The 18,157-nt window shown below is 74.9% G+C and carries 16 protein-coding genes and 4 tRNA genes; 10 read left to right on the forward strand and 10 right to left on the reverse strand.

Going from position 1 to position 18,157, the window contains the following annotated elements; all coding sequences use genetic code 11:
• Positions 1-23: 23 nt before the first annotated feature.
• The 3 genes from ABZ495_RS19510 to ABZ495_RS19520 form a co-directional block, all read right to left on the reverse strand.
• The gene (locus ABZ495_RS19510) at positions 24-1,790 is read right to left on the reverse strand and encodes an LCP family protein (protein ID WP_359837126.1); all 1,767 of its coding nucleotides are present in this window, start codon (positions 1,788-1,790) and stop codon (positions 24-26) included.
• Positions 1,791-2,226: 436 nt separating this feature from the next.
• A tRNA-Lys gene (locus tag ABZ495_RS19515) sits at positions 2,227-2,299 on the reverse strand.
• An 87-nt stretch (positions 2,300-2,386) separates the two neighbouring features.
• Positions 2,387-3,121: a nucleotidyltransferase domain-containing protein gene (locus ABZ495_RS19520; protein WP_359837128.1), complete on the reverse strand. Its 735-nt coding sequence runs from the start codon at positions 3,119-3,121 to the stop codon at positions 2,387-2,389.
• A gap of 127 nt (positions 3,122-3,248) precedes the next feature.
• Here ABZ495_RS19520 and ABZ495_RS19525 point away from each other — a divergent pair, with 127 nt between their 5' ends.
• Together ABZ495_RS19525 and ABZ495_RS19530 are read left to right on the forward strand one after the other, a co-directional pair.
• Positions 3,249-4,028: an SDR family oxidoreductase gene (locus ABZ495_RS19525; protein ID WP_359837130.1), complete on the forward strand. Its 780-nt coding sequence runs from the start codon at positions 3,249-3,251 to the stop codon at positions 4,026-4,028.
• Positions 4,029-4,084: 56 nt separating this feature from the next.
• Positions 4,085-4,813, forward strand: coding sequence for a tyrosine-protein phosphatase (locus ABZ495_RS19530; RefSeq protein ID WP_359837132.1), 729 nt, complete (start codon positions 4,085-4,087; stop codon positions 4,811-4,813).
• A gap of 42 nt (positions 4,814-4,855) precedes the next feature.
• On the opposite strand, the gene ABZ495_RS19535 is transcribed toward ABZ495_RS19530, so the two are convergent.
• A complete protein-coding gene (locus tag ABZ495_RS19535) occupies positions 4,856-5,302 on the reverse strand; it encodes an RICIN domain-containing protein (RefSeq protein ID WP_359805566.1) in 447 nt (148 codons plus the stop codon).
• Positions 5,303-5,441: 139 nt separating this feature from the next.
• Here ABZ495_RS19535 and ABZ495_RS19540 point away from each other — a divergent pair, with 139 nt between their 5' ends.
• Entirely contained in the window at positions 5,442-6,563 is a 1,122-nt protein-coding gene (locus ABZ495_RS19540; RefSeq protein ID WP_359837134.1) for a hypothetical protein, read from the forward strand.
• Positions 6,564-6,722: 159 nt separating this feature from the next.
• Positions 6,723-7,058, forward strand: coding sequence for a hypothetical protein (locus ABZ495_RS19545; protein ID WP_359837136.1), 336 nt, complete (start codon positions 6,723-6,725; stop codon positions 7,056-7,058).
• A gap of 34 nt (positions 7,059-7,092) precedes the next feature.
• Here the strand turns inward: ABZ495_RS19545 and ABZ495_RS19550 are convergent, their stop codons facing one another.
• The 5 genes from ABZ495_RS19550 to ABZ495_RS19570 form a co-directional block, all read right to left on the reverse strand.
• Complete coding sequence (locus tag ABZ495_RS19550) at positions 7,093-7,941, reverse strand: TIGR02452 family protein (RefSeq protein ID WP_352291193.1); 849 nt, start codon at positions 7,939-7,941, stop codon at positions 7,093-7,095.
• Between the two features lie 155 nt (positions 7,942-8,096).
• A complete protein-coding gene (locus ABZ495_RS19555; RefSeq protein ID WP_359837137.1) occupies positions 8,097-10,466 on the reverse strand; it encodes a DEAD/DEAH box helicase in 2,370 nt (789 codons plus the stop codon).
• Positions 10,467-10,661: 195 nt separating this feature from the next.
• Positions 10,662-11,483, reverse strand: a complete 822-nt coding sequence (locus tag ABZ495_RS19560; RefSeq protein ID WP_359837139.1) for a hypothetical protein — start codon at positions 11,481-11,483, stop codon at positions 10,662-10,664.
• A gap of 267 nt (positions 11,484-11,750) precedes the next feature.
• Complete coding sequence (gene crcB / locus ABZ495_RS19565; protein ID WP_359837142.1) at positions 11,751-12,125, reverse strand: fluoride efflux transporter CrcB; 375 nt, start codon at positions 12,123-12,125, stop codon at positions 11,751-11,753.
• 58 nt (positions 12,126-12,183) lie between these two features.
• Positions 12,184-12,660 (reverse strand): CrcB family protein, encoded by a 477-nt coding sequence (locus tag ABZ495_RS19570; protein ID WP_359837144.1) that lies wholly within the window; start codon positions 12,658-12,660, stop codon positions 12,184-12,186.
• A gap of 70 nt (positions 12,661-12,730) precedes the next feature.
• On the opposite strand from ABZ495_RS19570, the gene ABZ495_RS19575 reads away from it, so the two are divergent.
• The 4 genes from ABZ495_RS19575 to ABZ495_RS19590 all read left to right on the forward strand — a co-directional run bounded on the left by ABZ495_RS19575 (position 12,731) and on the right by ABZ495_RS19590 (position 13,489).
• Entirely contained in the window at positions 12,731-13,072 is a 342-nt protein-coding gene (locus ABZ495_RS19575; protein ID WP_329489024.1) for a metallopeptidase family protein, read from the forward strand.
• A 113-nt stretch (positions 13,073-13,185) separates the two neighbouring features.
• Positions 13,186-13,258, forward strand: a tRNA-Glu gene (locus ABZ495_RS19580).
• Positions 13,259-13,314: 56 nt separating this feature from the next.
• Positions 13,315-13,388 (forward strand) — tRNA-Asp (locus ABZ495_RS19585).
• Between the two features lie 27 nt (positions 13,389-13,415).
• Positions 13,416-13,489, forward strand: a tRNA-Phe gene (locus tag ABZ495_RS19590).
• Positions 13,490-13,670: 181 nt separating this feature from the next.
• Here ABZ495_RS19590 and ABZ495_RS19595 read toward each other — a convergent pair.
• Positions 13,671-15,881 carry an MMPL family transporter gene (locus ABZ495_RS19595; RefSeq protein WP_359805552.1) on the reverse strand — a complete coding sequence of 737 codons (2,211 nt, stop codon included), beginning with the start codon at positions 15,879-15,881 and terminating at the stop codon, positions 13,671-13,673.
• Between the two features lie 266 nt (positions 15,882-16,147).
• Between ABZ495_RS19595 and ABZ495_RS19600 the strand changes: the two genes are divergently transcribed.
• Entirely contained in the window at positions 16,148-17,437 is a 1,290-nt protein-coding gene (locus tag ABZ495_RS19600) for a sensor histidine kinase (protein ID WP_359837146.1), read from the forward strand.
• Positions 17,434-18,141, forward strand: coding sequence for a response regulator transcription factor (locus ABZ495_RS19605; RefSeq protein ID WP_329489021.1), 708 nt, complete (start codon positions 17,434-17,436; stop codon positions 18,139-18,141). The genes ABZ495_RS19600 and ABZ495_RS19605 overlap by 4 nt, the downstream gene beginning before the upstream one ends.
• The last annotated feature ends 16 nt before the right edge of the window (positions 18,142-18,157 follow it).

An 18,157-nucleotide genomic window follows, 5' to 3' on the forward strand; every position in this document is an offset into this window, starting at 1 on the left:
CGGGCGCTCTCCCGCCGGTCGGGTCAGCCGTAGGAGACGTCGGCGCAGATGTCCTCGTCCGCCGAGCGGGCGTCGTTGGTCACGCTGGTGGGCAGCGGGGCCGGCACCGAGGGGGCGGCCGCGGCGCCGGGGGCCGCGGCGGTACCGGGGGCGGCCGCGCCACCGCCGTTCGCCGCCGCGAAGTCCTTGCCGACGATCACGGTGATGCCGGCCGACTTGGCCGCCTCGACGGTGGCCCCCGGGAACAGCTCGGCGACCTTCTCGGCGTTGGCCTTCTGCCCGGAGCCGTACTCGATCATCGTGGTCGCGTACTTGGTGCTGGCCGCCGGGCCGGCCTTGGTGGCGGTGAACTTGGCCGCCTTGAGCGCCTCGCTCGCCTTGCCGTCCAGCCCGGTGGTGGTGGTGCCGTTGTAGACGGACACCTTGACCGCGGCGTTGCCCGGGTCGGAGGCCGCGGCGGGCGGCGTGGTCGGCGCCGCCGGAGCGCTCGGCGAGCCGGCGTCGGTCGGTGCGGCCGGCGCGTCGGTCTGCTGGCCGGTGGCGTTCTGACCGTCGATGGTCCGGTCGGCCTTGAGGGCGTCCCAGAGCTTGTTGGCGTCCGGCTGGATGATGTCGATGTTCTTGTCCTGGGTGCGGTAGCGCCAGGGCAGCGTCACGAACTTGAGCTCGTGCATGTCGATGTTCTTCAGCGAGAGGCCGAAGGAGAGCAGCTTGTCGGCGGAGCCGAGGCCCGGGTCCACGGTCATCGACTTGGTGGCGGCGTCCGCGAGCGGGAGCAGCGTGGTGGGGTTGAGGCCCTGGCTCTTGATGCTGGAGGCGAGCGAGCCGAGGAAGGCCTGCTGCCGCTTCATCCGGCCGATGTCGGAGCCGTCCCCGATGCCGTACCGCAGCCGGACGAAGTTCAGCGCCTGCTGGCCCTCGACCTTCTGCTTGCCCTGGGGCAGGACGACGGCGCCCTTCTTGGGGAGCTTGGGGTTGATGTCGTTCTCGTAGATCGGCTTCGGCAGGCAGACGTCGACCCCGTTGACGGCCTTCGTCATCGCGGAGAAGCCCTGGAAGTCCACCACGATGGTGTGGTCCACCCGGATGCCGGTGAGCTTCTCCACCGTGTTCTGGGTGCAGGCGGGGTTGCCGTCGTCGCTCTCGCCCTTCGAGAACGCCGCGTTGAACAGGTCGCTGGTGGCGGCCTTGGTCCACTTGCCGTCCGGGAGCTTGCAGGACGGGATCGCCACCATGGCGTTGCGGGGGATGGAGATCCCGACGGCGTGCTTGTGGTCCGCGTAGACGTGCAGCAGGATCGTGGTGTCCGAGCGGGCGCCGCCGTCCTCGCCGCCGCCCAGGTCGGCGTTGTTCTTGCCGCGGCTGTCCGAGCCGATCAGCAGGACGTTGACCGGCTTGTTGCCGTCCGCGTCGGGCTGCGCCTCCGGCGGCCGGTCGCCGGCTATCGCGTCCGCGTCGAAGGTCTTGATGTTGGCGTTGAGCTTGAGGTAGATCGCGCCGCCCGCGCCGGCCATCAGCACCAGCACACCGGCCGCCGACCAGGCGACGATCTTCTTCACGTTCTTCTTCGGCTTGCGGCTGTTGCGGGCCGCCGCCCGGCCACCGCCGGCCGCGGCCCCACCGGCACCGGCCGCGCCGGCCGCCCGGCCCCCCTTGCCCTGCGCCGCGCGCCGCGCCTGCGCCCGGCCCCCGGCCCGCGGCTGCGGCACCCCGCCGTCGCCGCCCTCGGCCGTGAGCGCGCCGGGCGCGTCGTCACCACGAGCCGGGCCCTCGCCCCACTGACCTGACATCCGTGTACCTTTCACCGGCCGACGCGACGCCCCACGACCGGGCACTCCGCATACAAGAAGGACGGTCCGGGCCGCCCCCAGGTTGCACATACGAAGGTCGTAATGACCGACGAACGCCCCCGCGACCCTTCCCACCCCGTCCCCCGGAGCCCCCGCAGGCACCACAAGCCCCTGTCGGAGCATACAAGCCGGTCGTATTATTCCAGCCGCCTCGCCCGCCCCCGTCCCCCGGCCAGGACCCCACCCCCATCTCCCCCGGCCCCCACGGCACTTCGGCCGAACGCCCGACCCCCACCAGCCGTCCGCGCTGGACCGCGAACCCCTGACGCACACTCACCCGCGCACCGGGCGGCGAGCCGCCCCGTCCGCCCGGCGGCCCGCTGCCGGAATCCCGAAAGGCCCCGGTCAGACGGTGTCTGACCGGGGCCTTCACGGGTGGGCCGCCAGGGGCTCGAACCCTGAACCTACGGATTAAAAGTCCGCAGCTCTGCCAATTGAGCTAGCGGCCCGTCGGCCGCCCCGTGCGGGGCGGGCCAGGGCGATCCTACCCGTTGGCGCCCACGCCTCCGCCAGTGGATTGTGCGGACGCGCCGGGCTCAGCGGGCGGCCGGGACGGGTGGGGTGCGGACGGGCGGGGTGTCCTGGGCGGGCGGGGCGTAGTGGGCGGCGCGGACGCGGCGGAGCCAGGCCTCGGCGGGGCGCGGGTCCGGCGCCGGGGGGAGGGCGCCGGGGCGGGCGAAGCGTTCGGCGGCGGCGGCGAGCAGCGGCTCGGCGGCGGCGGGGTGTTCGGCGATGCGGTCGCCGAGCGCGCGCACCCGCTCCGGGTCGGGCAGCCGGACGACGTTCTCGCCCGTCTCGTGGAGCCGGACGCCCTGCTCGGTGAGCCGGACCAGGTGGCGGGCGTGCTTGGCGGCCCGGCGGAGACCGGCCGGGTCCGCCGTGTCGCGGCCGAGCAGCTTGCGGAACTGCTGGTCGGCGTAGCCGAGATAGGAGTTCCGGACGGCCGGGGCGCTCAGGAAGGAGCCGCGGATCGCGATCAGCTCCTCGCCCAGCGGGCTGCGCACTTCGTACAGGTCCGCCGGCAGCCAGACCAGTTCGGAGGCGGTCGGGTTGCAGGTGAGCGCCAGGCGGCACCACTTGGCGGCCTCGTGCAGGGTGGTGTCGGGCTCGGTGGTGACCTGGGACTCCGCCGGGCGGTGCAGGCCGTGGAAGTCCTCGGTCGGCGCGGCGAACAGGCCGAGCCGGTCGACGTCCGAGCCGGCGTGCGCGAAGCCGTACGCGGTCGAGCCGACCACGCCCGCGAGCAGGACGGTGCCGGGTGCGGGGGGCATGAGGTCTCCTCGGGGGTCGCGGCGGTCCGAGGAGTGTGCCCCGCCCGGGCCGCTCGGGGCGAACGAATTCCGGTGCACCGAACCGGTGTCGGCCGCTCCCGCCGGCCACCGGGGTAGCGTGCGGACCATGGACTCCTCCCTTCCTCCCGCCGCCGCCGACCGCCCCGAGGTCCTCCTGGTCACCGGTGCCGGGCGCGGCATCGGCGCGGCCACCGCCCTGCTGGCCGGGCGGCGCGGCTACCGGGTCTGCGTCAACTACCGCGCCGACGAGGCCGCCGCCACCGCCGTGGTGGACGCCGTCCGGGCCGGGGGCGGTACCGCTCTCGCCGTCCGGGCCGACGTCACCCGGACCGCCGAGGTGGAGCGGCTGTTCGCCACCGTGGACGCCGAACTGGGCCTGCTCACCGCCCTGGTGAACAACGCCGGCACGCTGGAGAAGCAGTGCCGGCTGGAGGAGATCGACGAGGACCGGCTGAACCGGATCTGGGCCTCCAACATCACCGGCCCGTTCCTCTGCGCGAAGCAGGCCGTCCGCCGGATGTCCACCCGGTACGGCGGGCGCGGCGGCGCCATCGTCAACGTCTCCTCCGCCGCCTCCCGGCTCGGCTCGCCGAACGAGTACGTGGACTACGCGGCCGCCAAGGGCGCCGTCGACTCGATGACCCGCGGACTCGCCTTGGAGGTCGCCGCCGAGGGCATCCGGGTCAACGCCGTGCGCCCCGGCCTTATCCACACCGACATCCACGCCCTGGGCGGTGAGCCCGGCCGGGTGGACCGGGTCGCGCCCGGGCTGCCGATGCGGCGGGGCGGACGGCCGGAGGAGGTCGCCGAGGCGATCCTCTACCTGCTCTCCCCCGCCGCCTCGTACAGCACGGGCACCTTCCTGGACGTCTCCGGCGGCCGCTGAGACGACGCCGTCCGTTTCCTTCCCCGGCCGCCTCTCCCGCCCGTACGGTGGAGGCCATGACCGACGACCTGCCGGACCGTGAACCCGACCTGCCGTCCGCGTTCCTCGACATCCCCGGTGTGCGCAACTTCCGCGACGCCGGGGGCGTCGGTGCCCTGCGCACGGGCGTGCTCTACCGCTCCGGCTCCTTCCACAACCTCACGCCGGAGGGCGCCCAGCGGCTCAAGGACCTCGGCCTGCGCACCGTGATCGACCTGCGCAGCCCCTTCGAGCTGGCGACCTGGCCCGACCTGCGGTTCGGGCTCGACCACGAGGCGCTCAGCCTCCCCACCCTCCCGGCGAACCGCGAGGACATCGACCGTCCGTGGCCCGAGGACCAGGCCGAGCTCTACCCCTTCATGGCCGAGACCGCCGGCCCCTCGCTGGTCGCCGCGATCCGCCGGCTCGGTATCCCCGGCGGCGTACCGGCCGTCGTGCACTGCGCCGTCGGCAAGGACCGCACCGGTCTGACCATCGCGGTCGTGCAGTCCCTGCTGGGCGCCTCCGACGCCGAGCTGATGGCCGACTTCCTGCTCTCCAACGCCGGCCTCGGCCTGCTCGACGGCCCGACCCCCTACCTCGACGAGACCGGCACCGAACGCGTCTCCCGCCCGATCTCCACCCCGCTCCTGGCCTCGTCCCTCAGCTGGATCCGGGCCCGGCACGGCTCCGTCGCCGACTACCTGCGCGCCCACGGCACCACCGACGAGGAGCTGACCGCCCTCCGGACCAACCTCTCGGCCTGACCGGGCCCGCGGGCCGCCCCGCCGCGGCCCGCGGGGCACCCCCTACCTCTGGCGCTCCAGGCGCCACCACTGCGCGGGCGAGTCGTCGTCCTCGCGCTGTTCGACCGGACTGCCGGGGGTGGTGGCGGTGAGCGGCTTGCCGCTGATGAAGCTGGTCAGGGTGTAGGTGCCCGGAGCGTCGAGGTGGTGTTCGAGGAGCCATTCCTGCGCCCCGAAGGCGTTGGGCGACCACTGCTGGATCAGGACGCCGTCCTCCGGCGAGGCACCGGTGACGTCCAGGCGCTTCCCGCTGGCGGCGTTCTCGACGTGGTACAGGGCGCCACCCGGGTGGACGGCGCCGAACCGCCAGAGCTGGGCCTCGGAGCCGCTCTCCGCTCCGAGGACGACCTTGGCACCGCTGCGGCGGCTCCCGTCGGCGACCTCCAGCAGCAGCCCGCTGCCGACGTTGCGCACCCGGTAGAGGCCGTCCGTGATCACGTGGTCAGTCACGCCGGCAGTCTCTCACCGGGGCGGCCGCCCCCGTGCCCGACGGCTCGGCCGGGCAGTCCCGACGGCCGACCGGGCCGGTGGGCGGATCGTCGCCCCCCGGTAGCGGGCCACCGCCGGGCGGGCGCCTATGCTGCGGCGAATGGTGTCCGACCGCATTCCCCCGCACGACGGCTCCCCGGATCCGTCGGACCGTCAGCAACCCGCCCTCGACCGGGCGACGGCCGAACTGGAGGCGGCCGTCGCGGCCGGCGACGACGAGCGGGTGGCGGCCGCGTTCCAACGGCTCGGCGGGCTGCTGGGCCCGGCCGGCGAGGCCGAGTCGGCGGCGGTCGGCCCCCGGCTGGCGGCGCTGCTCCCGGAGCTGCCGCCGTTCCCCCGGGCGCGGCTGGCGATGATGGTGGGCGCCTGCGTCGAGCGCGGCGCCGACCCGGTGGCCTGCGCCGGACAGGTGCTGGCGGGCCTGCGCGGAGCGCTGAGCGGCGCGCTGCTGCTGGTCGAGCGCTGGGCCGAGACCGGCGGCGGCGACCTGCCCGACCCGGACGAGGACGACCCGGCCCTGGCGCACGCCCGGATCGAGGACCCGGACCGGCTGGCCGAGTGGCACGCCCACCGGGCGGTGATCGGCTGGTGGACGCTCCACCTGTGGCAGATGGCCTCGTTCGCGGTCTGCACCCATGCGGCCGTCCGCACCGCGGCCCGGGCCGACGGCGTGACAGACGTCCTGCTCGAACTGATCGACCGCTACGGCGAGGGGCAGCACGACCTCAAGGGCCTGACCTACCTGGCGAAGACGCTCGACGACGAGCCGCTGCTGGTGCTGGACCGCCCGAGCGGTACCGGCTACCTGCTGCGGATGGACGGTCTGACCGACAACTTCCAGTTGCACACGCTGCTCGCCGACGTGCTGATCGGCGGCGGACACCTGCCCGGCTCCCCGCCGGACCCGGAGGCCGTCGCGCTCAGCCGGACCGAGGAGCTGGACGGGCGCCGCCGGGTCACCGCGTACGGCTCGTTCAACCTGGTCGCGCCCGACGGGACGTGGATCTGGAACGAGGGCACGCCGAGCGACATCCCGGTGGTGGACGGCTTCCGCACCCTGGTGCTGGAGCCGCAGGCGTACGAGCGCAGTTGGTCGGCGGGCCGGTACATCCAGCAGGTGCCGGGGGATCTCCGGCTGGAGCGGGTGCTGGCACCGGCCGAGGCCGCGGACCGGCTCGCCCGGGCGGCGCGGGCACTGCCGTTCGAGGAGGCCTTCCGGTAGCCGTTCGGGCGGCCCCACCCGGTAGGGGGCGCCCGTCGGCCCGAAGCCGGGCCGGGTCGGAGGCGGACCGGGTCGGAGCCGGGCCGGGTTGGAGGCGGGGCCGGGAGTCCGGCGGGTTAGGGTCGGACGATCCGAGGATGCCGAGGAGTGGAGTCGACGATGGCGAGGATCCCGAACGTGCTCTCGACCGCCGCGCCCGCCGCGCTGACCGCGGCGAGCGGCCTGGTCGGCGGCTACGGCGTCGCCCGGTGGACCGGCCGGCGCGAACTGGGCGGTGCCGTCCTGGCCGTGGCCGGGGCGGGCGCCGCCGCGCAGTGGCACCGCAGCTCGGGCGCGGCCACCGCCGCCGCCCTGACCGGCCTCTACGTGGCGGCCTTCGGCGGCTCGCATCCGCTGGCGAAGGGGATCGGCGCCTGGCCGTCCGTCCTCGCCGTCACCGGCGTGGTCGCCGCCGCCTCGACCGCCGCGAGCGTGCTGGGCGCCCGCCGGAGCTGAGCCGGCCTGCCCGGCCCCCGGTGGCGACCGCCCGTCAGCCGGCCACCGCGCCGAACCTGGCCTCGAAAGCGGCCCTGTTCGGCGAGACGGGCGTGCGGTCCCAGACCGCGAACACGACCCGCTCGAAGGCCGCGCCGTACTGCGCCAGCGCCCCCTCGAAGGCCTCCGCCACCTGTGCCGGGTCGTTGCCGAACACCCCGCAGCCCCAGGCCCCCAGCACCAGCGCGCGCACCTCGTGCCGGGCCGCCGCCGCGAGCACCCGGACCGCCCGCTCGGCGAGCACCCCCCGGACGTCCACCTCCGCCGAACGCCGTGCCAACTGGCCGGCGTTGGGCGCCGGCGAGGTCAGGAACGTCACCGGGTAGGGCTCTGCCAGCAGCTCGCCGTCCCCGCCCCGGATCACCGGCACGTCGGGCGAGACGATCACCCGGTGGCTGTACCGCAGGTCGTCACTGGCGCGGTGCGCCGCGTAGTAGTCCGGGGCCTCGCGCAGGCAGGTGTACAGCAGGGCGCTGCGGCAGAGGTCCTCCTCCTGGGCCCGGGCGCCGCGCAGATAGCCGCCGCCCGGGTTGCGCGCCGAGGCGAAGTTGAGCACCCCGACCCGGCCCGCCCCGGCCGCCACCAGGCGCCGGGCGGCCGCGATGCTGCCCTCGGCCGTCACCTCGACGGCCGCCGCTCCCGACGCCGCCGGGGCCGGACCGGGCCCGGGCGCCGCCGCCCGCAGTAGCTCGTCCAGCGTCTGCGGCCGGTACGACACCGTCCCCGCCCTGGCCGCCGCCAGTCGCTCCGTCACCTGGACGAGCTCGCCCCCGGCTGCCCGGTAGCTCCCCCGCTCGGCGATCTCCTCGTTCACCACCGCCACGCCATGCAGTCTGCTGCTCATGTCCGTGACCGTAAGGGACGGGGCCGCCCGCGCGCCACAGGTTATTCTCACCGGCAGAACAACGCGGCGACCGGCGGGCGGGGGAACGCGGACGGGCCCGCCCCACCGAAGTGGAGCGGGCCCGTCGGGCGTCGGCGCGGATGCGCTACGCGGGGTCAGTTCTTCCAGCGCGGCTTGCGGTCGTCGCGGTTGAAGCCACCGGAGTTGAAGCCGCCGGAGCGGCCACCGCGGTCGTCGCCGCGGTCACGGTTGAAGCCGCCGGAGGCCTGCGGGCGGCCACCGGAGCGGTGGTCGTCACGGCGGGAGAACGGACGGCTGCTGCTGCCGGCGGCGCCACGCTCGTCGCGGTCGCGGCCGAAGGCCGGGCGGTCACCGAAGGTGCGGGCCGGACGGTCGCCGAAGGAGCGGCCGCCGCGGTCGTCGCGGTCACGGTTGAAGCCACCGGAGCCACCGCCGCGGTTGTCACGGTCACCGAAGGAACGGCCACCGCGGTCGTCACGGTTGAACCCACCGGAGCCACCGCCACGGTTGTCACGGTCACCGAAGGAACGGCCGCCACGGTCGTCACGGTTGAAGCCACCGGAGCGGCCGCCGCGGTCGTCGCGGTCACGGTTGAAGCCACCGCCGCGGTTGTCACGGTCACCGAAGGAACGGCCACCGCGGTCGTCACGGTTGAACCCACCGGAGCCACCGCCACGGTTGTCACGGTCACCGAAGGAACGGCCGCCACGGTCGTCACGGTTGAAGCCACCGGAGCGGCCGCCGCGGTCGTCGCGGTCACGGTTGAAGCCACCGCCGCGGTTGTCACGGTCACCGAAGGAACGGCCACCGCGGTCGTCACGGTCACGGTTGTACGCCGGGCGCTCGGTGCGCTCGGTGCGCGCCTCGCGGTAGGACGGGGCCCGCTCCTCGGTCACGGCGGCGGCCGGGGCGGCCGTCTCCGCGGGAACCTCGGCGGTCTCGGCGGTCTCGGCGGTCTCGGCGGTCTCGGCCTCGGCGGCGGGCGCCTCGTCCTCGATGCCCAGGTCGGCCCGCTCGCGCGCGGCGCGGGCGGCCAGGCGGTCGGCCTCCTCGCGCAGCTCGGTGGCGCGGCGCTGCGCGCGCTCCAGCTGGCGGGTCATGTCGGCGAGCTCGCGCTCGGCGGCACCGGCGATGCCGGCGGCGCTCTCGGCCTGGACCTCGATCAGCGAACGGGCGCCGGTGATCTTGGCGACCTCGGCGTCGAAGGCGTGGTCGAGGATGTGGCGCGAGGCGTCGACGCCCGCGTCCTCCATCAGGCGGAACACGCCACGGCGCTGGTGCGGCAGCACCAGGGTGACGACGGCGCCGGAGCGGCCGGCGCGGGCGGTGCGGCCGGAGCGGTGCAGGTAGTCCTTGTGGTCACCGGCCGGGTCCACGTTCAGGACCAGGTCGATGCCGTCGACGTGGATGCCGCGGGCGGCGACGTCGGTCGCGACGACGACGTTGACGTAGCCGTCCTTGAAGTCGCCGAGGACGCGGGTACGGGCGCCCTGGGTCATGCCGCCGTGCAGCGCGTCGGCCTTCACGCCGGCCTCGATGAGCTGCTCGGCGACGCGGTCGGCGCCCATCTGGGTGCGGACGAAGATGATCGTGCGGCCCTTGCGGGCGGCGATCGCGTTGGTGATCGGCGCCTTGTCCTTGGGCTTCACCACGAGGATGTGGTGGGTCATGGTGGTGACCGCGCCGGCCGACGGGTCGACCTCGTGGGTGACCGGGTTCTTCAGGTAGCGCTTGACCAGGCTGTCGATCTCGTTCTCCAGGGTGGCGGAGAACAGCAGGCGCTGGCCGCCGGCCGGCACCTGGTCGAGGATCTCGGTGACCTCGGGCAGGAAGCCCATGTCGGCCATCTGGTCGGCCTCGTCGAGCACGACGGTCTTGACCTCGCCCAGCTTGGCGCTGCCGCGGTTCAGCAGGTCGCGCAGGCGGCCGGGGGTGGCGACGAGGACGTCGACGCCGCGCTCCAGCGCGTAGATCTGGTTCGACATCGAGGTGCCGCCGCAGACGACCTTGAGCTTGAGGCCGAGCACCGAGCCGAACGGCTCCAGCGCGTCGGCGACCTGCATGGCCAGCTCGCGGGTCGGGACGAGGATCAGGCCGCGCGGGTGCTTGGGCTTGGTGCGCTCGCCGCCGGCGAGGCGGGTCAGCAGCGGCAGGCCGAAGCTGAGGGTCTTGCCGGAGCCGGTACGGCCGCGGCCCAGCACGTCCTTGCCGGCCAGCGCGTCCGGGATGGTCGCGGCCTGGATCGGGAACGGGGTGGTGACACCGCGCTTGGCGAGGGCGCGCACGACGTCGTCGTGCAGGCCCAGGTCGCCGAAGGTGATGGTGGGCTCGGCGGCCTCGGCGCTCTCCTCGGTCGCGGCCTCGTCGGCGGCGTCCTGGTCGGCGGTGGGGTCGATGTCCTGGTCGGCGTCGAACAGCTCGACCTCGGGGGCATCGACGAGGGTGACATCGGCGGCGGACTCGCTCGCGGGCATGGCGAAGCGGGCGTCGTCAACGAGAGACATGCAAAACCTTCCGGAAGTGGCACGCGCCAAAGTCCGGGTTCTGTTTCACAACCGCCTCTATGCGGTCAGCCACGGATCGCCGGTACGCGCCAAGGGCGCCAGATGGGAATTAGGGCGCCAGTCAAATGAATCAAACGAACGATCTACCACCATAGGGGAACCTCGGGATCAAAGGCAAATGCACTGGCCAGCGCGCTAGTGGCCGCCCGAAGCGGCGCTCGGGGCCGAAGATCCGGAGTTGCCGGGCGTGGGCTCGGGCGCCGGCGTGACGGGCGGGGCGGGGGTGACCGGGCTCGGATCGGGGGAGGCCGACGGCCGGACGGTCGGGCTCGCCGCCGGCGGGGTCGCGGCGCCGCCGCCGGAGCGCCCGTCCCCGGTGCCGCCGGTGGAACCGCCGCTGCCGGCGCCTCCGGCCGCCCCCGCACCGCCTGTGCCACCCGTACCGGCCGCCGTCCCGCCGACCGAGGTACCCGGTTGGGGTGCGCTACTGGCGTTCACGCCCCCGGCATCACCGTTCGCGCCCGGCGCGTCCTGCCCGGGGACGGCTCCCGGGGCCTCCTCCGCACCGGCGGCCGCACCGTTCGCGCCCGAGGACGCCCCGCCCGCCGCCGCGGTCTGGCCCGCTCCCGGCGTGCCCCCGGGCTGCGCGCTCCCGGAACGCTCCGGCCGCCCGGACGCGCCACCCTGGCGGACGCCGGCCGGCGTGGCCGACGCGCCGCCCGCGGGCTTGCCCACCGTCCCGGCCTGCCCGACCGGGACGGTGCCGTGCTTCTCGTCCGCGCCCGGTCCGACCGACATGCACCCGGTCAGGCCCAACCCGGCCACCGCCAGTACCGCCGCCGCGCGCACCACACCGTCGCGCACCGCCACCGCCCTGGGCTTGCGCTCCGGCGCCTGCCGGACCACCACGGCCCGCACCACGACCGGCCGGTCGACCGCCGGACGGACCACCGGCGCCCGACCGGCCGAACGTTCCTCCTGAGCACCCACCTCGCGCACCGAACGCATCGCCGCCACCGAGCTCCCTCTTCCACTGCCCCACCCGGGCCCGGGCCGCCGCCGTCGCGCGCGGCACTTTCGGTGCCCAACGCGCGCCCCGGGCACCGGGACACGGGCCGCCCGACAGGAAGCGCCCGGCGCCATCCACCCGGCGCAACACCACCGGCGCGAACCCCGGCGCTCACCACGGCGCTCGCCACAGCGCCGAACACCGGTACGAGCGCCGGCGGAAGCCCCGACCACCGCGCCGGACCCGCCCGGCCCGCCCGGACCCGCCCGGCCCGCTCAGCCCCAGAGCGCCGAGGCCGCCTCCGCCCCCGCGTACACCGCGGCGAGCCCCGCCGCCACGCTGCCCGCCACGTTGGCCAGCGCGTACCGTCCGGCCGCGCCCTCGGCCAGCCGCAGGGTCTCCCAGGAGAAGGTCGAATAGGTCGTCAGCGCCCCGCAGAAGCCCGTCCCGAGCAGGAGTTGGAGGTGCGAGGAGGCCGCGCCGGCCGCCACCGCCCCGGTCACCAGCCCGAGCACCAGGCAGCCGGCCACGTTCACGGTGAAGGTGCCCCACGGGAACGCCGAGTCGTGCCGGGCCCGCACCGCCCGGTCGGTCAGGTACCGCAGCGGCGCGCCGACCACCGCCCCGGCCACCACCAGCAACCAGTTCACCGCCCCGCCCCCTCCGCCGCCTGAACGGCGGGCGCCCCGGCCGACCCCGCCGACCGCCTCAACCCGGCCTCCGGACTGTGCCCGGGAGCAGACGGCGCGTCATCCCCGCCGCCACCCGGACCGCGGCCAGCGCCACCAGCAGCGTCAGCCCCAGGTAGGCCGCCCCGGCCCCGGGCCGCCCGTGCGCCAGCAGCTGCCGGATGTCCAGCGCGTACGTGGAGAAGGTGGTGAACCCGCCCAGCACCCCCGTGCCGAAGAACGGCCGGAGCAACGGGTGCGCGGGCCGCCCCTCGGTGACCACCACCAGGAAGACCCCGATCACCGCGCAGCCGGTCCCGTTCACGACCAGCGTGGTCCACGGGAAGCCGGCCGGCCCGGTCGGCCAGAGCAGGCCGGCCCCGTACCGCGCCGACGCCCCGATCGCGCCGCCCAGCGCGACCGCCGCCACCGCGGGCCCCTGCCCGCGCAGCACCGGCTCCCGGCGCGGGGGCACCGCGTCGGCCGCCGCGCCCGCCCCGCTCTCCGATGTCGTCATGGGCCCATGAAACACCGGCCCCCACCGCCTGGCACACCGTCACCGCAGACCCGACAATGATCCGGTGGAGATGACCCGGGAAGACTTCGAGACGCTCGTCAGCGACGCCCTCGACCGGATCCCCCCGAAACTCGCGGCCATGATGGACAACGTCGCGGTGTTCGTCGAGGAGGAGCCCGACCCCGCCGACCCGGAGCTCCTCGGCCTCTACGAGGGCACCCCGCTCACCGAGCGCGGCGAGTGGTACGCCGGCGTGCTCCCCGACCGGATCATCATCTACCGGGGCCCGACCCTGCGGCACTGCGAGACCCACGAGCAGGCGGTCGAGGAGGTCCGCACCACGGTCATCCACGAGGTCGCCCACCACTTCGGCTTCGACGACCACGAGCTCGACGAGCTCGGCTGGTCCTGACCGGCCCGCCGGGCCCGCCACCCGGCCGGGCCGAAGTCGTTTTGGCGATCCGCCCGACATCCCATATGCTTCTCGACGTCCCCGAACGCTGGAAACAGCCGGACAGGCCGCAAGCCCTCATCGTCTAGTGGCCCAGGACGCCGCCCTTTCAAGGCGGTAGCACGGGTTCGAATCCCGTTGGGGGCACAGCAGTACCGTAGTAAAGTGCAGTGCGCAAGACCTATGTGGAGCAATCCACACCAGGTCCCGTGGAGCAGTTGGTTAGCTCGCCACCCTGTCAAGGTGGAGGTCGCGGGTTCAAGTCCCGTCGGGATCGCTCGTCTCGCAAGAGACGGTGCAGTACGGCCAGGTAGCTCAGTTGGTACGAGCGTCCGCCTGAAAAGCGGAAGGTCGCCGGTTCGACCCCGGCCCTGGCCACAGTTGCGAACAGCAGAAAGGCCCCGGAGAGTTCGCTCTCCGGGGCCTTTTGCGTGCCTGCCGCGTCCACCGGGCGCCGGGGCACGCCGGCGGGGCGGGTACTCGATCCGAGTTCCCGCCCCGTCGGCGGTGTGCTGGGCGGTGTGCGCGCCGGTCCTCCGGCTCCCGGCCGCGAGGGGCCTCAGTAGGCCGAGATCCGCTCGGGTTCCCGCGCGGCGCCGGCCGCCGCGTGCCGGGGGTGGGCGACCGCCGCGGGGCGGGGCCGGACCGGCCACCAGAGGGAGCGGCCCAGGAGGGCGGCCAGGGCGGGGACCAGGACCAGGGACAGCACGAGTGCCGAGAGCATGATGCCGAGCGCCATCGCGAAGGCGACCTGTTCGCTGCCCGGGGTGGTGGCGAGGGTGGCGAAGGAGCCGGCGAGCACCAGTCCGGCCATCGCGATGGCGGGTGTGGTGTGCCGGACCGCTCGGGCCACGGCGCCCCGGGCCGGGCCCGGGCGCTGCATCTCCTCGCGGATCCGGTCCGTGATCAGGATGTTGTAGTCGGTGCCCAGTGCCACCACGAACAGGAACAGCACCAGGGGGAGGGTGAAGCTGATGCCCGGCTCGCCGAGGGCGTGCTGGAAGAGCAGGGTCGCCGCGCCGAGGGTGGCGACGAAACCGAGGCCGACCGAGAGCATCAGGACCACCGGGGCGAGCAGGCTGCGCAGGAGCAGCAGCAGGATCAGCGCGATCAGCGCGGCCGCGACCGGGAAGACGATCCTGAGGTCGTGGTCGACGGCGGCCGAGACGTCGGCGAAGATCGCCGGTGTGCCGCCGACGTGGGCCGTCGTCCCGGCGGGCGTGTGCTGGGCGACCGCGGCCCGGATCGGGCCGGAGGCCAGGTCACGGGCCTCCGGGCTCTGCGGGTCGACGGTCGGGTAGAGGTCGATCCGGGCGGCGCGGTGGTCCTGGTTCAGCACGGTGGCCGCGACCTGGCCCACGCCGTCGACCCGGGCGAGGGCCCCGGAGAGGCCGGTCAGCCGGTCCGTGCTGAGGGTGCCCCCGTCCGTGACGGTGACGTAGACGCTCGTCGGGTCCGACACGCCGGCCGGCAGCGCGTGGGAGATCTCGACCGCGGTGGCCGCCGCCGCGGTCTGCGGGCCGGAGTCGCCCCGGCCGTAGTCCATCCGCAGGCCGATCGTCCCGGCCGCCAGTGCGGCGAGCAGCGTGACGGAGGCGGCCAGCATCAGCAGCGGCCGCCGGGCGACCAGTTCGCCGAAGCGGGCGGCGCGGCGGTCGCGCGGCTCGCGGAGCAGCGCCTTGGAGGGCCAGAACATCTTGCGCCCGGCGACGGCGAGCAGCGCCGGCAGCAGGGTGAGGCTGCCCAGCAGCATCACCAGGACCGCGACGGCTATCGCGGGGCCCATCGAGCGGAACTGCCCGAAGGTGGCCAGGCCCAACGTGGCGAACGCGGCCACGATGGTCAGCGCCGCCGAGGTGATCGCGGTACCCACCCGGGCGGAGACCTGCGCGGCCGCCTCCCGGGCCGGCTGCTCGGGCCGGGCGCGCAGGTGCTCGCGGAAGCGGAACAGCAGGAACAGCATGTAGTCGATGCCGATGCCGAGCAGGACGACGCTGATCAGCCCCGGGGTGCCCGCGTCCAGCTTGAGCCCGGTGAGCAGGGCGGCCCCCGCGACGGCCCCGCCCGCCACGCCGCCGATCAGCGCGACCGCGAGCAGCGGCAGCACCGCGGCCAGCGCGCTGCGGAACACCAGCACGTTGAGCAGGACGATGAGCCCCATCACCACGGCGCCCCCGACCGTGGACGCGGTCTTGTGGGAGTCGGCGGAGTCGACGGCGTCGGCGAGGCCGCCGGTGAAGCCGGTGCGCATCCCCGCCTCGGCGAACTGCGTCCGGGTGCCGTCCCGGAAGGCCCGGTAGACGCCCTGGACGCCCTGGTCGGCGGCGTTCCCGACCAGCTCGACCGAGAGCAGCTCGAAGCTCCGGTCGGGCGCCACCATCGCCGGGGCGATCCGGGGCGTCTGGGAACGGTCGGGGAGCAGGAACGTCGGCTCGTCGTCCGCCCTGGGCATGGCGACCCGCCGCTTGCCCAGCTTCTCCGCCTCGGCCTCGACCCGCGTCTGGTCCGCCGCGCTGAGGGCCTTGCCGTCGGACCGGGCGACCAGCACCGTGACGACGGTGGCGTCGGGGTTCAGCCCGAACTGCTCCTCGGCGATCCGCATCGCGGCGGCCGAGTCGTAGCTGCGGGGCAGGAAGTCGGCGGTCTGGCTCTGCGTGACGCGGGACATCAGCATCGGGGCCAGGGCGGTCAGGACGACGGCCAGCACGCCCCAGAGGGCGACGACCTTCCAGGGATGTCTGGTGGAGTACCCGGTCAGGGCGCGGATCACGATGTCCTCCGACGGACGGACTTGAGTGCGGATGCCTGCCGGGGACGGACTCCCCGACCGGTCTCAAGACCATCACCGCGCGGGCCCTCCGGGCGTCGTGGCGGCGGATGATCCGCACCGGGGCCCGCGCTCCCGCCCGGGCCCGCACCCAGGACCCTGGTCCTGGTCAGGGCCCCGTCCCCGGCCGTCGGGCGGGTCCGCGCACGGCGGCGGCTGTGCGAGGCTGTCGGGGGGGACAGGAGGCCGGACGCAGGGGGAGTACCCAGATGCCCAGGAACCGACGGAGCGGGACCGGCGATGCCCGGGAGCCGCTGGACGCCGACGGCTTCGAGCCGCCGTGGACCCGCAACGACGCGCTGGTGACCGGCGGGGCCTGCGCGATGAACCTGCTCAGCTACGTGTTCTTCGCCTACCCCGACGGCCGGCACGCCGTGAGCGTGCTCGGGTTCCTCCTCGTCGCGCTGGCGGCCCTGCCGCTGCTCGCCCGGCGCAGCCACCCGGGGGCGGTGCTGACCGCCGTCCTGGTGCTCGACGCGGCCTCCTCCCTGACGGCCTCACTGCCCGTCCACTTCGGGTCCGTGCTGGTGGTCGCCCTGTTCTCGGCGGCCCGGGCCTGCACCGGCCGGGTGACGGCGGTCGCGGCCGCCGCGACGGTGACGCTGACGCTGCTGAGCCAGAGCCACGGCCGGACGCCGACCTGGGAGGCCACCGTCAGCGCGGTCCTCTCCACCCTGATCGTGGTCGGCACCGCGCTGGCGGTGAACCAGTGGCAGCAGCAGGTGGCGGCCAACCGGCAGCTCCTCGCCGACCGCGCGGTGGCGGACGAACGGCGCCGCATCGCCCGGGAGCTGCACGACATCGTGGCCCACCACATCACCACCATGCAGCTGATGGCCGGTGGCGCCCGGGCCAACCTCGGCCGTCCGGAGGTGGTCCGGGAGGCCCTGGTCACCCTGGAGTCCTCCGGGCGGCTCGCGCTGCGCGAGATGCGCCAGCTGCTCGACGTGCTGCGGGCCGGCGACGAACCGGAGGCCGCGCCGTCGCCGCCCCAGCCCGGCGCCGACGACCTCGACCGCCTGGTGGGCGAGGCCCGGCTCGGCGGGCTGCCGACCGAGTTCGTCGTCCGCGGGCCGCAGCGTCCGCTGCCGCCGACCGTCGGCCTCACGGTGTTCCGGATCGTCCAGGAGGCCCTCACCAACACCCGCAAGTACGCCGGGCCGGCCCGTGCCTCCGTGCACCTGACGTACCGCCGGGACGGGGTCACCGTCGAGGTGCGGGACGACGGCGGGGGCGCTGCGCCGGCGGAGCGGACGCCGGCGACGGGTCCGGGCGGTTACGGCCTGATCGGCATGCGCGAGCGGGTCGCCCTGCACGGCGGCACCCTCACCGTCGGTCCGCAGGCCGGCGGCGGCTTCGCGGTGCTGGCCGACCTGCCGCTGACCGGCAACGACACGGCCGACGCGGCCGAAGCGGCCGACACAGCTGACACGGCCGACACGGCTGACACGGACCGGACGGCCGGGGCGGCCGTCCGACAGGAAGGGGCGTACCGATGACCGGGACGGGGCCGACGACACCGCCGAGGATCAGGGTGCTGATCGTGGACGACCAGCCGCTGGTCCGGCGCGGCCTGTCACTGATCCTCTCCCCCGACCCGTCCTTCGAGGTGGTGGGGGAGGCCGAGAACGGCGCCGAGGCCGTCACCCTCGCCCAACGGCTGCGCCCGGACGTCGTGGTGATGGACATCCGGATGCCCGTCCTCGACGGGGTCGGCGCGACCGGCGAACTCGCCGCCACCGTGCCCGGCTGCCGCGTCCTGGCCCTCAGCACCTTCGACCTCGACGAGTACGTGGTGGGCGCCCTGCGCGCCGGCGCCTACGGGTTCCTGCCCAAGGACAGCTCCCCGGAGGACCTCGCCGCGGCGATCCACACCGTCCACGCGGGCGAGGCCGCCGTCGCGCCGCGCCTGCTCACCCGGCTGATCTCCACCTACGTCCGGGCCCCCGGCGGTCCGCAGCCGGCGCCCACCGGTCTGGGCGACCTGACCCCGCGCGAGGTCGAGGTGTGGCGCCTGATGGCCACCGGCCTCGACAACGGCGGGATCTCCCGCGCGCTGGACATCAGCGTCTCCACGGTCAAGAACTACATCACCAGCATCTTCGACAAGCTCGCCGTCCGGGACCGCGCCCAGGCGGTCATCGCGGCCTACGAGTCCGGACTGGTCACCGCGCGGGCGACGGCCGGGGACCAGCCCGGGTAGCACGCGCGGGTGCCTC

The organism is Kitasatospora sp. NPDC005748 (assembly GCF_040630735.1).
GTDB lineage: Bacteria > Actinomycetota > Actinomycetes > Streptomycetales > Streptomycetaceae > Kitasatospora.

Bases quoted from the DNA above. Each gene is read 5' to 3' on its own strand.
- ABZ495_RS19550 (WP_352291193.1), bottom strand. From the start codon at position 7,941: ATGAGCAGCAGACTGCATGGCGTGGCGGTGGTGAACGAGGAGATCGCC.
- ABZ495_RS19540 (WP_359837134.1), top strand. From the start codon at position 5,442: ATGGTGTCCGACCGCATTCCCCCGCACGACGGCTCCCCGGATCCGTCG.
- ABZ495_RS19600 (WP_359837146.1), top strand. From the start codon at position 16,148: ATGCCCAGGAACCGACGGAGCGGGACCGGCGATGCCCGGGAGCCGCTG.
- ABZ495_RS19605 (WP_329489021.1), top strand. From the start codon at position 17,434: ATGACCGGGACGGGGCCGACGACACCGCCGAGGATCAGGGTGCTGATC.
- ABZ495_RS19575 (WP_329489024.1), top strand. From the start codon at position 12,731: ATGACCCGGGAAGACTTCGAGACGCTCGTCAGCGACGCCCTCGACCGG.
- ABZ495_RS19555 (WP_359837137.1), bottom strand. From the start codon at position 10,466: ATGTCTCTCGTTGACGACGCCCGCTTCGCCATGCCCGCGAGCGAGTCC.
- ABZ495_RS19525 (WP_359837130.1), top strand. From the start codon at position 3,249: ATGGACTCCTCCCTTCCTCCCGCCGCCGCCGACCGCCCCGAGGTCCTC.
- ABZ495_RS19570 (WP_359837144.1), bottom strand. From the start codon at position 12,660: ATGACGACATCGGAGAGCGGGGCGGGCGCGGCGGCCGACGCGGTGCCC.
- ABZ495_RS19520 (WP_359837128.1), bottom strand. From the start codon at position 3,121: ATGCCCCCCGCACCCGGCACCGTCCTGCTCGCGGGCGTGGTCGGCTCG.
- ABZ495_RS19530 (WP_359837132.1), top strand. From the start codon at position 4,085: ATGACCGACGACCTGCCGGACCGTGAACCCGACCTGCCGTCCGCGTTC.
- ABZ495_RS19545 (WP_359837136.1), top strand. From the start codon at position 6,723: ATGGCGAGGATCCCGAACGTGCTCTCGACCGCCGCGCCCGCCGCGCTG.
- ABZ495_RS19510 (WP_359837126.1), bottom strand. From the start codon at position 1,790: ATGTCAGGTCAGTGGGGCGAGGGCCCGGCTCGTGGTGACGACGCGCCC.